General features: G+C 38.8%; 13 protein-coding genes. 10 read left to right on the top strand and 3 right to left on the bottom strand.

The window, feature by feature from the left end; genetic code table 11:
• Positions 1 to 155: 155 nt before the first annotated feature.
• The 3 genes from gcvT (at position 156) to gcvP (ending at position 4,683) form a co-directional block, all read left to right on the top strand.
• A complete protein-coding gene (gene gcvT, locus GTH24_RS13880; protein ID WP_072069231.1) occupies positions 156 to 1,250 on the top strand; it encodes a glycine cleavage system aminomethyltransferase GcvT in 1,095 nt (364 codons plus the stop codon).
• Positions 1,251 to 1,284: 34 nt separating this feature from the next.
• A complete protein-coding gene (gene gcvH, locus GTH24_RS13875) occupies positions 1,285 to 1,677 on the top strand; it encodes a glycine cleavage system protein GcvH (protein WP_164526535.1) in 393 nt (130 codons plus the stop codon).
• A 129-nt stretch (positions 1,678 to 1,806) separates the two neighbouring features.
• Positions 1,807 to 4,683: an aminomethyl-transferring glycine dehydrogenase gene (gene gcvP / locus GTH24_RS13870; protein WP_072069230.1), complete on the top strand. Its 2,877-nt coding sequence runs from the start codon at positions 1,807 to 1,809 to the stop codon at positions 4,681 to 4,683.
• Between the two features lie 68 nt (positions 4,684 to 4,751).
• On the opposite strand, the gene GTH24_RS13865 is transcribed toward gcvP, so the two are convergent.
• Both GTH24_RS13865 and ygfZ read right to left on the bottom strand, forming a co-directional pair.
• Complete coding sequence (locus tag GTH24_RS13865) at positions 4,752 to 5,354, bottom strand: HD domain-containing protein (protein WP_072069229.1); 603 nt, start codon at positions 5,352 to 5,354, stop codon at positions 4,752 to 4,754.
• A gap of 27 nt (positions 5,355 to 5,381) precedes the next feature.
• Positions 5,382 to 6,368: a tRNA-modifying protein YgfZ gene (gene ygfZ / locus GTH24_RS13860; protein WP_072069228.1), complete on the bottom strand. Its 987-nt coding sequence runs from the start codon at positions 6,366 to 6,368 to the stop codon at positions 5,382 to 5,384.
• 263 nt (positions 6,369 to 6,631) lie between these two features.
• On the opposite strand from ygfZ, the gene sdhE reads away from it, so the two are divergent.
• Both sdhE and GTH24_RS13850 read left to right on the top strand, forming a co-directional pair.
• A complete protein-coding gene (sdhE, locus tag GTH24_RS13855) occupies positions 6,632 to 6,907 on the top strand; it encodes an FAD assembly factor SdhE (protein ID WP_036938885.1) in 276 nt (91 codons plus the stop codon).
• A gap of 459 nt (positions 6,908 to 7,366) precedes the next feature.
• Positions 7,367 to 7,774 carry a protein YgfX gene (locus GTH24_RS13850; protein ID WP_072069227.1) on the top strand — a complete coding sequence of 136 codons (408 nt, stop codon included), beginning with the start codon at positions 7,367 to 7,369 and terminating at the stop codon, positions 7,772 to 7,774.
• 16 nt (positions 7,775 to 7,790) lie between these two features.
• On the opposite strand, the gene fldB is transcribed toward GTH24_RS13850, so the two are convergent.
• Positions 7,791 to 8,309, bottom strand: coding sequence for a flavodoxin FldB (gene fldB, locus GTH24_RS13845; RefSeq protein WP_072069344.1), 519 nt, complete (start codon positions 8,307 to 8,309; stop codon positions 7,791 to 7,793).
• Between the two features lie 108 nt (positions 8,310 to 8,417).
• Here fldB and xerD point away from each other — a divergent pair, with 108 nt between their 5' ends.
• From xerD to lysS, 5 genes are all read left to right on the top strand, one after another.
• Complete coding sequence (xerD, locus tag GTH24_RS13840) at positions 8,418 to 9,356, top strand: site-specific tyrosine recombinase XerD (RefSeq protein WP_115350651.1); 939 nt, start codon at positions 8,418 to 8,420, stop codon at positions 9,354 to 9,356.
• Between the two features lie 33 nt (positions 9,357 to 9,389).
• A complete protein-coding gene (gene dsbC / locus GTH24_RS13835; RefSeq protein ID WP_072069225.1) occupies positions 9,390 to 10,097 on the top strand; it encodes a bifunctional protein-disulfide isomerase/oxidoreductase DsbC in 708 nt (235 codons plus the stop codon).
• A 9-nt stretch (positions 10,098 to 10,106) separates the two neighbouring features.
• On the top strand, positions 10,107 to 11,840 hold the full coding sequence (recJ, locus tag GTH24_RS13830) for a single-stranded-DNA-specific exonuclease RecJ (RefSeq protein WP_072069224.1): 1,734 nt from the start codon (positions 10,107 to 10,109) through the stop codon (positions 11,838 to 11,840).
• A 172-nt stretch (positions 11,841 to 12,012) separates the two neighbouring features.
• Positions 12,013 to 13,111, top strand: a protein-coding gene (gene prfB, locus GTH24_RS13825; protein ID WP_099074846.1) for a peptide chain release factor 2 whose coding sequence is annotated in 2 segments (ribosomal slippage) — positions 12,013 to 12,087 and positions 12,089 to 13,111 — 1,098 coding nt in all. Because the reading frame shifts where the segments join, the coding sequence is not laid out codon by codon here.
• A gap of 8 nt (positions 13,112 to 13,119) precedes the next feature.
• Positions 13,120 to 14,634, top strand: a complete 1,515-nt coding sequence (gene lysS / locus GTH24_RS13820; RefSeq protein WP_164526534.1) for a lysine--tRNA ligase — start codon at positions 13,120 to 13,122, stop codon at positions 14,632 to 14,634.
• The last annotated feature ends 7 nt before the right edge of the window (positions 14,635 to 14,641 follow it).

The following is a 14,641-nucleotide window of genomic DNA, read 5'->3' as shown; positions in this document are numbered from 1 at the left end:
TTGCGTTGTACGTTAATTGCTCGTATTTGTTAAATCCATGTTTAAAAATAAACTTAAACTCGTGATTAATACACTGATTTCTAATCAAGTTTAATTTTATATTTAACAAATTGCGTTCTCTGAATAATCTAAAGTAAAAGTAGAAAGAGGGAAGAATGGCAAAACAGACTCCGTTGTATGATGAGCACGTAGCCTGCGGTGCTCGTATGGTCGATTTTCATGGTTGGATGATGCCGTTGCATTATGGCTCTCAAATAGATGAACATCACAATGTACGCAGTGATGCAGGTATGTTTGATGTTTCTCATATGACCATTGTTGATTTACATGGCTCGCAAGTTAAAGATTTCCTACGTTATTTATTAGCGAATGATGTTGCTAAACTCACCGAAAAAGGTAAGGCGCTTTATACCGGAATGCTTAATGCATCAGGTGGTGTAATTGATGATCTTATCGTCTATTACTTTGATGATTCTTTCTATCGCCTTGTGGTGAACTCCGCGACTCGTGAAAAAGATCTGGCATGGATTGAACAACATGCTTCAGATTACGTGGTTGATATTACTGTTCGTGATGATTTGGCATTAATCGCTGTTCAAGGCCCTCACGCACAAGAAAAAGCTCAACGATTATTAACTGAACAGCAACGCCAAGTTGTTTCAGCTATGAAGCCTTTTTATGGTGTAGAGCTTGATGACATATTTATCGCAACAACAGGCTATACCGGTGAAGCGGGTTATGAAATTGCGATGCCAAAAGAGCAAGCAGTCGATTTCTGGAAAAAATTATTAGCGGTGGGTGTTAAACCTGCCGGATTAGGTGCAAGAGATACATTACGCTTAGAAGCTGGAATGAATCTTTATAGCCAAGAGATGGATGAAACTATTAATCCGCTTGAAGCTAATATGGGGTGGACGATTGCGTGGGCACCTGAAGATCGTCAATTTATTGGTCGAGAAGCATTAGAAAAATTACGCGCAACAGGCACAGATAAACTTGTCGGCCTTGTTATGCGAGAGAAAGGTGTGTTACGTGCAGGTACTGCCGTACACTTTACTGATGATTTGGGTGAATTAAGAGAAGGTGTGATTACAAGTGGTACTTTCTCGCCCACATTAGGCTTTAGTATTGCATTAGCAAGAGTTCCCGCAGGTATTAAAGATAGCGCAATTGTATTAATGCGTAATCGTGAAATGCCAGTAGAAGTTGTTAAACCTGGTTTTGTTCGTTCAGGTAAAGCATTGGTATAACACGCACAATTATTTTAAATGGAGAGTAAGGTCAATGAGTCAAATACCTAGTGAATTAAAATACGCGCAGTCTCATGAGTGGATCCGTTCAGAAGGCAATGGTGAATACACTATCGGTATTACTGAACATGCACAGGAATTATTAGGTGACATGGTGTTTGTTGATCTACCTGAAGTGGGTAGAGAAGTAGCAGCCGGTGATGATTGTGCAGTAGCTGAATCAGTAAAAGCCGCATCAGATATCTATTCACCATTATCGGGTGAAATTATCGCAGTAAATGAAGAGTTAGATGGTTCTCCAGAGCTGGTAAACAGCGCACCTTACGGAGAAGGTTGGCTATTTCGCATTAAAGCAAATAATGAAAGCGAATTAGGTGACCTACTTGATGCTGCTGGTTATCAAGAGCTGGTAGATAGCGAAGAATAAAACTAAGCGCCCCGTCAAATCATACCGGGGCGTTTTTATTTATTAGCTTGTTATTTGTTGCTATCACTACGTTCTTTAAGCCATGGCTATTACCTATCCATTCATCGTGAATTCAGGAAATTACTTGCAATGACACAGACTTTAAATCAGTTAGAGTATCGTGATGAATTTATTCGTCGCCATATTGGTTCATCACCAGAACAGATTAAAGAGATGCTCAGTGCTGTTGGCGTCTCCTCATTAAATGAATTAACCCAAAAAATTGTTCCAGATAATATCCAACTAGATACTCCACCAAATGTGGGAGCAGGAGCAACAGAGCAAGAAGCCTTGGCTGAACTTAAAGCCATCGCCAGCCAAAATAAGCGTTTTACTTCTTATATTGGTATGGGTTATGCGCCTTCTGTATTGCCCCCTGTGATTTTACGTAATTTATTAGAAAATCCAGGCTGGTATACCGCTTATACACCGTATCAGCCAGAAGTGTCTCAAGGCCGCCTTGAATCACTGCTGAATTTTCAACAAGTCACTATTGATTATACGGGAATGGATCTCGCTTCTGCGTCGTTACTCGATGAAGCAACGGCTGCCGCTGAAGCAATGGCGATGGCAAAACGTGTAAGCAAACTAAAAAATGCAGATCGTTTCTTTGTCGCTGATGATATTCATCCCCAAACCCTAGATGTGGTAAAAACACGCGCAGATACCTTTGGTTTTGAGGTTGTTGTTGATAAAGCGGAAAAGGTATTAGAGCTTGAAGGTGTTTTTGGTGTGCTATTACAACAAGTTGGCACAACAGGTGAAGTTCATGATTACAGTAAGTTATTGGCTGAACTGAAAGAACGCAAAATCATTACGAGTGTTGCTGCCGATTTAATGGCGCTGGTGGTATTAACAGCGCCAGGTCATCAAGGTGCTGATATCGTATTAGGTTCAGCACAACGTTTTGGTGTACCAATGGGATACGGTGGCCCTCATGCGGCATTCTTTGCTTGTCGTGATGAATATAAGCGAGCAATGCCTGGTCGTATCATTGGTGTGTCTCGTGATGCAGCAGGTAATCGTGCATTACGTATGGCAATGCAAACACGAGAACAGCATATTCGTCGTGAAAAAGCCAACTCCAATATTTGTACATCTCAAGTTTTACTTGCCAACATTGCTGCTATGTATGCGGTTTATCATGGGCCTGAAGGGTTAAAAACCATCGCTCAACGTATTCATCGTTTGACTGATATTTTGGCCGCGGGTTTACAACAAAATGGCATGGCCTTACGCCATCAAACTTGGTTTGATACCTTAACGGTTGAAACAGCAGATAAAGTCGCTGTATTACAACGTGCAAAAGACGCTGAAATTAACTTGCGCACGGATATTGTGGGTGCCGTTGGTGTCACATTAAGTGAAATTACAACTCGTGAAGATGTATTAAAGCTTATTGAGATCATTAGTGGTAAAGCATTAGTGGGTGATATTGATACACTTGATAAACAAGTCGTTTCATCTTCAGCATCTATTCCCGCGTCTATGCTACGTAAAGACACTGTGTTAACACATGAAAATTTTCATCATTATCACAGTGAAACTGAAATGATGCGTTATATGCATCGTTTAGAAAATAAAGACTTAGCTTTAAATCAAGCAATGATCCCATTAGGTTCATGCACGATGAAACTAAATGCAGCTGCTGAAATGATCCCAATTACATGGCCTGAATTTACAGAGCTACACCCATTCTGCCCAGCCTATCAAGCGAAAGGCTATCAGGTGATGATAGGACAATTGGCTAATTGGCTTGCTGCATTAACCGGTTATGATGCAATGTGTATGCAACCAAACTCTGGGGCTCAAGGAGAATATGCCGGTCTATTAGCAATCCGCCGTTATCACCAAAGCCGTGGTGAAAATGCACGTCATATCTGTTTAATTCCAAGCTCTGCACATGGTACTAACCCTGCGTCTGCACATATGGCAGGCATGACTGTGGTGGTTGTTGGTTGTGATGACAATGGCAACATTGATATTGCAGACTTAAAAGCCAAAGCAGAAAAACATCAAGCTGAACTCTCTTGCGTAATGGTGACATATCCATCAACACATGGTGTTTACGAAGAAGGTATTCGTGAAGTTTGCGAAATCATTCATCAATATGGCGGACAAGTTTATCTTGATGGTGCCAATATGAATGCGCAAGTAGGGATAACCACACCAGGCTTTATTGGCTCTGATGTTTCTCACTTAAACTTGCATAAAACCTTCTGTATTCCTCATGGTGGCGGCGGTCCTGGTATGGGGCCTATTGGTGTGAAATCACACTTAGCGCCGTTTGTACCAGGACATTCTGTTGTTGAAATGGAAAATGTCACCACACAAGGTGCAGTTTCTGCTGCTCAGTTCGGTAGTGCTTCAATATTACCAATTAGCTGGATGTATATTCGTATGATGGGGTCGCAAGGGCTTAAACAAGCAAGCCAAGTGGCAATCTTAAATGCGAACTATATTGCACAATGTTTGAAAAATGACTATGACATTCTTTATGCTGGCGCTGATGGTTATGTCGCGCATGAATGTATTATCGATATTCGCCCATTAAAAGCGAATTATGGTATCAGTGAAATGGATGTGGCTAAGCGTTTAATTGATTATGGATTCCACGCTCCAACCATGTCCTTTCCTGTTGCGGGTACATTGATGATTGAGCCGACAGAATCAGAAAGTAAAGTGGAAATTGACCGCTTTATTGAAGCTCTGCTTTCTATCCGAGCTGAAATTGCACAGGTAGATAAAGGCGTATGGCCAATTGATGACAATCCATTAGTTAATGCACCTCATACACAATATGAATTAGTGCAAGAGTGGCCACACAGTTATAGCCGAGAATGCGCTGTGTTCCCAAGTGAAGCAACGAAACAAAGCAAATATTGGCCAGCGGTTAAACGTCTTGATGATGTATATGGCGATCGTCATTTACATTGTTCATGTGCGCCAATTAGTGATTACGAATAAGCTTTAATTTAACAATATTTCTAAATTAAATACCGATGGTTAAGTTAGCCATCGGTATTTTTTTGTTGTTACTTCAACCAGCCTTTTTTCTGCGCCTCTAATAATTGAGGGTAGAGATATCGCCAAAACTCTGGCCACTGTTTTTCAATAAACAGATTGCGCTCTAATACTTGTTCTAAGCGGATATTATTTTCCACCCAACTTTGACCTTCATTATGTAAGTTCATCAGCATTGGCATGGCGCGATCAAGAATATTAGCAAACTGAGATTCGGGTGTTTCAGCTGCATCATATTCCAGCCATAAATTGAGGAAATATTCACTTTGTGGGGATGGTAATAAAGCAAAAATACGTCTTGCAGCTTTTTGCTCGTGCTCTTTGATTGCTTCACGGGCAGCAACGTCATACACCATAACGTCACCAGCGTCGATCTCAACGATATCGTGGACTAAAGCTAATTGAATAGCACGTCCCATATCAATATTGCCTGCATAAGGTTGGAAACTCATTGCGGCAACCGCAAAATGCCAGCTATGTTCTGCCGTATTTTCAGAACGGCTATTATCTAACACATTATTTTTACGATAAACACGCTTAAGTTTATCTAATTCCATAATGAAATTAATAGTCTCTGAAAAGGGGCCAAAAGCCCCATTAGGTTGTTGTGTCATAAAAATCCATTCTGATTTAAATAAGAGTTACTCTTCTTCTAAAGAATAAGGAAGAGGTTTAATGGATAAGCGACTGATGTTATCGCCTTGGACACGAAATACGCTGTCAGCTTCCATGTCGTTATTCATAATAACTTCTGCAAGAATAGTATTGTCAGCCATACGCACAGCACTTAATACAGTGCCCGTTTTACGCCATTTATCTTCACCTAATTGCCACTCAATACTACCGCCAATTTCTGGTAACTCAGTACTACCACCAGATAATAGATACATAGCACGTTTATTGGCACCTCTGAACTTTGCACGAGAGACCATTTCTTGACCAGTATAACAGCCTTTTTTAAAGCAGATGCTCAGGGGTAATGCTTGTAGGTTTGTTGCTTGAGGTAAGAACTGTTCGATATTTGGGGTATCAATAATAGGGTATCCAGCTTCAATATCTAAAGCTAACCATTGTGCACTATCACTTGTTTGAGCTTTTAATGTCGTGGCTAGATTTTTTGCTGTTTCTTCGTCAGTGACAATTAAGAAGCGCTCAGTAGGTAAAGGCAATTGAAGAATATAAGTATTATCGTGATTAACGACTTCATTCGCTTTGCGAGGAATATTAGGAAAATAGTCAGCTAAAGCTTGAGCTGCGCCTTGCCCTGCTAATCCTAATAATACGGCTTGTGTATTTTCGGTTAAGGTTATTTTTGAAAATACTGCGTATTTCTTTAATTCAGTCAGTTGTTTTTGTGCGACATTCTTACGCAAAATATAAGCAAAACCGTCTTGCATATGGAAAAAGCGTAATGTGCTCCACATTTTTCCTTTTGCTTCACAGTGTGCTGATAGTGTATGCGTGGTTGCAGGAAGTGCTGTAATATCGGTTGTTAATTGGCCTTGTAGATATTTTTCACTGTCAGCACCGGTTGCTGTTATCAGTGACCATTCATCTAAAGAAATCAGTGTTAACGGTAAATTGATTGCCGCATGAGGGCGTTTAGCCTGAGTCGAATTTTGAGTCATGATGTCACCAGCGATTAAATTAATCAGATACATCAGTTATGGTAAAAGAGTCACGAGACAATGCAAGTCATTATTATTTATAACGCACAGAAAATGAACCTGACAAATGACCATTAAGAGTGTATTCAATATGGTGTCTATGAGACGAAACCTGCAAACTGTGATCATTTTGATGTTAAAAATTTCGTGATAAGACTATCATCGAGGTAGGAAGAAATCGTAGTATTTCTTGATTTGAACAATGTAAAGAGCAGAGTATGACTATCGATATAGAGAATAAAGCACGAATTAACTGGGCATGTCGCCGTGGAATGCGCGAGCTAGATATTTCTATCATGCCTTTTTTCGAAAATGAGTACGATACGTTATCTGATAACGATAAAGCGCTTTTTGTTCGTTTACTCGAATGTGCAGATCCTGATTTATTTAACTGGTTAATGAATCATGGTCGTCCTGACGATGAATCGCTCTATTATATGGTGAAGTTAATCCAAGAGCGTAATCGGGCGAGAATGGCAGAGATCGTTGATAAATATTAATAAAAAAAACGTATAAAATCAGCGATAGGCTAAATAATAATTTTTATTGGTTATAAAGACGCCTTTATTATCTAATAAAGGCGTTTTTTATTTTTATATAAAAATAACATTAGTTATGCTCTAAAATGTGATGAAATAAAAAACAGGTTTGCGATAAAAGTGCGTGTTATCTCTATAAATCATCGTTTAAATGATCTTTTTTCATGATTATCTTCTGAGTATTTAGTAAATCAGGTATGCTTATTTTATTAAAACAGCAATTTAAAAAGAATAAAGATTACGTACTTATTATTAAAATTTTTTTTGATTAAATATAAAAAAGTCATAAATAATAAAAAATTAAATCTAAAATGTAAGGTAAACTATTTACAAGGTTAAAAAAGAAGTTACATTATAAATAGGTTATTCTTTAACGTTATTTATATCGGTATAGAACTAAAGCAGGAGTTAATATAACTCGTGATCTTATGGAAATCGCACCTTACAGTGTCATGGTTTACACAACTCTTTTCAACAGCAATCTATGTTGCTTTTGAAATAGGCTTATTGCTATATCCATGGCCTCCCGATTTTATTTATATTTGGGTGCCTTTGTTACTATTTTTGATTGGAGGCTGGTATTTTACGCAAAAAAATATTAGTCGAATCAAAGGTGATTTTGCTTTACTGAATGGTAATCGAGTGCAATGGAAACTTCATGAGTGGCAAATTACAAAGCGTCCCTGGATTAGTCGATTTGGTACTCGAATAACGCTGACCTCTATTTTGAATAAAAAACAAATCACGTTATGGGTCGCTTTTGATAGTATGACTGAAAATGAATGGCGTAATTTTTCTCAATTGTTAATGCAATACCCAGATATTTAATCTCTGGGCATCCTATTTATAATTTTTCTTCTATTTCACGTAAAATTTGCATACACCATTGTGATAAACGTTCATCGGTTTCTTCAAATTGATTAACGTCATCTAATGCAAGACCAACAAAATGCTTACCATCATCTGATAATGGTTTTGGACTGACAAACTCATATCCATCAACAGGCCAGAACCCAATAAATTTAACGCCACTTGGCAATAAATGATGGTAAAGCATACCTAGTGCATCAAGAAACCATTCGCTGTAATCGACTTGGTCACCCATTCCATACATCGCAATAAGTTTGTTTTTTAAATTTAATGTTGGCAATGTTTCCCAAATGTTGAGCCAATCTTCTTGGATTTCGCCAAAATCCCAAGTGGGAATACCTAAAATAAGAATGTCATATTGCTCCATAAGCGTGATATCACACTCTTGAACATTATGAAGATCAACGAACTCTTCACCGAGAATATCACGAATTTTTTCTGCCGCCATTTCGGTGTAACAGGTGCTAGAACCGTAAAATAGACCAATTTTCATAAAGATTTTTAGGATATTTTTGCCAATAAAGGTCACTATTGTATCAGAAAAAAAGTTTTATAAGGCATAATGTAAAGGCAATAAACTAAAGAGCAGGAGAGTAAGACTGTGCCACAAACCAAATTATCGATAAAAAAAACAACGCAGACTCATGAAGATACAGATATTATCATTGAGCAATTTCTCGACAATATTTGGTTAGAACAAGGATTATCAGCCAATACACTCAGTTCTTATCGCTTAGATTTACAAGCATTAGGTCAATGGCTTATACATCATCAATCGGATTGGTTATCTGTGACCACCTTGGATTTACAATCTTTTCTCGCGACGCGTCTTGATGAAGGCTATAAAGCCAGCAGTGCTGCTCGTTTGCTCAGTACAATGCGTCGATTATTTCAATACCTTTATCGTGAAAAATTACGCTTAGATGATCCTAGTGCATTACTCTCAACCCCAAAATTGCCAAAACGTTTACCTAAAGATTTAAGTGAACGGCAAGTGGATGATTTACTTAATGCGCCTTGTATTGATGAGCCATTAGAATTACGAGATAAAGCAATGCTTGAAGTGCTTTATGCCTGTGGACTTCGAGTTTCTGAATTAGTGGGATTATCTCTTTCTGATATCAGCTTACGGCAAGGTGTATTAAGAGTGATCGGTAAGGGTGATAAAGAACGATTAGTCCCTTTAGGGGAAGAGGCTATTTACTGGTTAGAACAATATCTGCAATATGGAAGACCCACTTTAATGCAAGGAAAAACAGATGATATCGTTTTTCCTAGCCTAAGAGGGCAAAAAATGACACGACAAACTTTTTGGCATCGGATAAAACATTATGCTGTGATTGCTGGAATTGATACTGAAAAGTTATCACCCCATGTGTTGCGCCATGCATTTGCAACACATCTTTTAAATCATGGAGCAGACTTGCGTGTTGTACAGATGTTATTGGGGCACAGTGACCTCTCTACAACACAGATTTATACCCATGTTGCAACAGAGCGCTTGAAAGTGCTTCATCAGCAACATCATCCAAGGGGATAGCCATCAACACGCTGGCATTAAATAGGAATTTAAATGAAAAAGAAATTACTCTGGTTGCCAATACTATTAAGTATGGTGTCAATGCCTGTGCTTGCTGACAATGCTTCTATTGAAGCACAACTGGCTAAAATGCAAATTAAAGCAGAAAGCATTCAACCAACCCCGATTGTTGGATTAAATGCAGTGTTATCAGATAAAGGTATTTTTTATATAACTGACGATGGTAAATACCTAACAGCAGGCCCTATTTATAATATCAGCAGTGGTGAACCTGTTAGTATTGCCAATCAAGTTATTATGAAAAAAGTAGATTCACTTAAAAATGAAATGATCGTTTATAAAGCGCGTAATGAACGCCATGTGATCACCATTTTTACTGATATTAGTTGTCCTTACTGTCAAAAACTTCACCAAGAAGTACCTGAGTTAAATAAACAAGGGATAACAGTACGTTATTTAGCATTTCCTCGTAATGGTGTTGGCAATAATATAGTGAGTAAAGAAATGAATGCTGTGTGGTGTAGCGGCTTCCCTAATAAATCATTAGACAGTGCATTTAAAGGTGACAAAATTATTCCCATTGATGAATGTAAAAAAATTAATATTAATGAACATTTTAAATTAGGTACCATGATGGGAATTCAAGGTACACCTGCTATTGTGTTACCTAATGCGAGTATTTATGGCGGGTATATTTCTGCTCAAAACCTTATTGAATTATTAGATAAAAAAGAGAAGTAATCACGTTTTATGGTCACTATTGAACCGACACTACGTCGTCGAATTGCACAGGCAACTCAATTGCCGGATAACTTAGATCCTTTATTACGACAGATTTATGCTAATCGTGGAATAACATCTGAAGTTCAACTAGAACGCTCGTTAAAAGGCTTACTTCATTATCAAGCATTAACTGGAATTGAAACAGCACTTACATTGCTCATTGAGGCTTTAAAACAGCAATCTCGTATCGTGATTGTCGGTGACTTTGATGCCGATGGTGCAACCAGTACAGCACTGGCCATCAAAGCATTACGCCAAATGGGATTTAAACAAGTAAGCTATCACATTCCCAATCGCTTTGATGATGGTTATGGCTTAAGCTCTCAAGTTGTTCATGATGTTGCAAAAAAAGGGGTTGATCTCATTATCACTGTTGATAATGGCATTTCATCTTTTGAAGGTGTGGAGACTGCCCATGAATACGGTATTCGAGTCCTAGTAACAGACCACCATTTGCCGGGGCAAACATTACCAGCTGCTGATGCGATTATTAATCCTAATTTGGCTGATTGTGATTTCTTATCTAAATCATTAGCTGGTGTTGGTGTTACTTTCTATTTAATGACGGCATTACGAGCTGAATTAGAAAAATTAGGTTGGTTTGAGCAACACAATTTAGCACGTCCAAATATGGCTGATTTTCTCGATTTAGTTGCATTAGGAACGGTGGCAGACGTCGTTCCTCTTGATGAAAATAACCGCATTTTTGTTTATGAGGGATTACGTCGTATTCGAGCTGGTCGCTGTTGTGTAGGGATAAAAGCACTTACTGAAGTTTCTCGTAAGGAGCTATCTCAGCTGGTAAGTAGTGACTTAGGCTTTTCTTTAGGGCCACGTTTAAATGCGGCGGGGCGTCTTGATGACATGTCAGTAGGCGTTGCTCTGCTTCTAACGGATAATATTGGCTCTGCGCGTGAAATTGCTAATGAACTTGATGGTTTAAATCAAACGCGTCGTGAAATTGAAGCGGGTATGCAAGAAGAAGCCTCCTCTATTTTCCGCCAATTTATGGGCACTCAACATGACTTGCCGAATGGCTTAGCGATTTATCATCCTGAATGGCATCAAGGTGTTGTGGGTATTTTAGCGTCTCGTATTAAAGAAAAATTACATCGTCCTGTTATTGCTTTTGCACCCAGCGGTGATGGTTTATTAAAAGGTTCTGGCCGTTCAATCAGTGGTGTACATCTTAGGGATGCACTAGAACGATTAAATACTTTAAATCCTGGATTAATGCTTAAATTTGGTGGGCATGCAATGGCGGCAGGACTTTCACTTGAAGAAGATAAATTCCCGCTATTTCAGCGTCATTTTTCGTCTTTAATGTCTGAATTGGTTTCTGACGAGCAGTTGCAAGGTGTTATTTTATCTGATGGTGAACTAACAGAAAATCAATTATCGCTACCTATTGCTGAAATGCTAAGAGAAGCAGGCCCATGGGGGCAAGCTTTCCCTGAGCCATTATTTGACGGCAAATTTATGTTGTTGCAACAGCGTATTGTAGGGAGTAAACATTTAAAAATGATGCTTCAGCCTGTAAATAGTCATCTGATGATTGATGCTATTGCATTTAATGTTGATATCAATATTTGGCCTGATAACAGTATTAAAACAGTTGAATTAGCTTATCGATTAGATGTGAATGAATTTAGAGGGCAAAGAAATGCACAATTACTTGTTGAGCACATTTGGCCTTGTTAATTCGAATAATTTAAGCAATTTATTGTGATATAAAGTAAAAGCGTTGTTATGGCAACAACTATTGAGTAGACAATTGTATATAAATGCTATAAACCCGTGGATATATCCGTTACAATATGCGGTTCAAAATTTATTCCAATTGTTTTTGAAAACAACATAAAGACGAAAAAGCATGTTTGAAATCAACCCAGTAAAACACCAAATTGAAGAAGTCTCTGAAAGAACAAATGTTCTCAGGGGGTATCTTTGACTATGATGCCAAGAAAGAGCGTTTAGAAGAAGTTAACGCTGAATTAGAACAACCTGATGTGTGGAATGAGCCAGAAAGGGCGCAAGCATTGGGAAAAGAGCGTTCATCTCTTGAGGCTATCGTAGAAACTATTGACCAATTAGACCAAGGACTAGAAGACGTTTCTGGTTTACTTGAACTAGCGGTTGAAGCTGATGATGAAGAGACATTTAACGAAGCCATTGCTGAATTAGATGTGTTAAATAAAAAGCTTGAGCAATTAGAATTCCGTCGCATGTTCTCTGGTGAATATGACAGTGCGGATTGCTACCTTGATTTGCAAGCTGGCTCTGGTGGTACAGAAGCGCAAGATTGGGCAAGTATGCTGATGCGCATGTACTTACGCTGGGCTGAATCAAGAGGCTTTAAAACGGAAATTATTGAAGAATCTGACGGTGATGTTGCAGGATTAAAATCAGCGACTATCAAAATTATTGGTGAGTACGCTTATGGTTGGTTGCGTACAGAAACAGGTGTTCACCGCCTAGTTCGCAAAAGCCCATTTGACTCAGGTGGCCGTCGCCATACCTCATTTAGTTCTGCCTTTATTTACCCAGAAGTTGATGACAATATTGATATTGAAATCAATCCAGCTGATTTACGTATTGATGTTTATCGTGCTTCAGGTGCGGGTGGGCAGCACGTTAACAAAACAGAATCTGCGGTACGTATAACCCACGTTCCTACAGGTCTTGTCACTCAATGCCAAAATGATCGCTCTCAGCATAAGAACAAAGATCAGGCAATGAAGCAGATGAAAGCGAAGTTATACGAGCTAGAAATGCAGAAGAAAAATGCAGACAAGCAAGTAATGGAAGATAATAAATCCGATATTGGCTGGGGTAGTCAAATTCGTTCTTATGTTCTTGATGATTCACGTATTAAAGATTTACGTACTGGTGTGGAAACACGCAATACACAAGCAGTGTTAGACGGTGATCTTGATAAATTTATTGAAGCTAGCTTAAAAGCGGGCCTGTGAGGAAAAACATGTCGCAACAGCAACAAGGTGCGGAGCAGGCACCTGATTTAAATAACGAACTGCAAACACGCCGCGAAAAATTATCCGCTTTACGTGATAATGGAAACGCATTCCCAAATGATTTCCGCAGAGATGCATTATCTGACGAATTACATCAAAAGTATGATGCAATGAGTGCAGAAGAGTTAGAAGCAGCGAATGTGGAAGTTGCTATTGCAGGTCGTATGATGACTCGCCGTATTATGGGCAAGGCATCTTTCGCTACATTGCAAGACATGGGTGGTCGTATTCAGCTTTATGTTTCTCGTGATGATTTACCAGAAGGTATCTACAACGAGCAATTTAAAAAATGGGATCTTGGCGATATCTTAGGTGCTCGTGGTCGTGTTTTCAAAACGAAAACAGGTGAATTAAGTGTTCACTGTACAGAAGTGCGTTTATTAACTAAAGCACTGCGCCCGTTACCGGATAAATTCCACGGTTTAGCTGACCAAGAAATGCGTTATCGTCAGCGTTATTTAGACCTGATTTCTAACGAAGAATCACGTAAAACTTTCCAAATTCGTTCACAAGTTATGGCGGGTATCCGTCAATTTATGGTGAACAAAGGTTTTATGGAAGTTGAAACGCCAATGATGCAAACCATTCCTGGTGGAGCAAGTGCACGTCCGTTTATTACTCATCATAATGCGTTAGATATTGATATGTATCTGCGTATTGCACCTGAGTTATATTTAAAACGTTTAGTTGTGGGTGGGTTTGATCGCGTATTCGAAATCAACCGTAACTTCCGTAATGAAGGGGTATCACCGCGTCATAACCCAGAGTTCACTATGATGGAACTCTATATGGCGTATGCAGATTACCGTGACTTGATTGAATTAACGGAAGAATTATTCCGTACATTAACTGAAAATGTACTGGGCTCTTCGTTAGTGAAATACGGTGACCAAGAATTTGATTTTGGCAAACCATTTGCCAAATTAACCATGAAAGAAGCTATCTGCAAATATCGTCCAGAAACTGTTATGGCTGATCTTGATGATATGGATAAAGCAGTTGCTATTGCTCAATCTATTGGTATTAAGATTGAGAAAAGCTGGGGTTTAGGCCGTGTTCAGTGTGAAATTTTTGAAGAAATTGCAGAAAGTCACTTAATTCAACCTACATTTATCATTGAATACCCGGCAGAAGTTTCACCATTAGCTCGTCGTAACGACGATAATCCATTTATCACTGACCGTTTTGAATTCTTTATTGGTGGTCGTGAGATTGGTAATGGTTTCTCTGAGCTTAATGATGCACAAGATCAAGCAGAGCGTTTTGAAGATCAAGTTCGCCAAAAAGAAGCTGGTGATGCTGAAGCGATGTTCTTTGACCACGACTATATTACGGCATTAGAACATGGTTTACCGCCAACAGCTGGCTTAGGGATTGGTATTGACCGTATGGTAATGTTATTTACAGATAGCCATACTATCCGTGATGTCATTTTATTCCCGGCAATGCGCCCTAATAAATAATTATTAT

Origin of the sequence: Proteus vulgaris (assembly GCF_011045815.1) — a bacterium.
Lineage (GTDB): Bacteria > Pseudomonadota > Gammaproteobacteria > Enterobacterales > Enterobacteriaceae > Proteus > Proteus vulgaris_B.
This window is presented reverse-complemented; position numbering and strand designations above follow the sequence as displayed.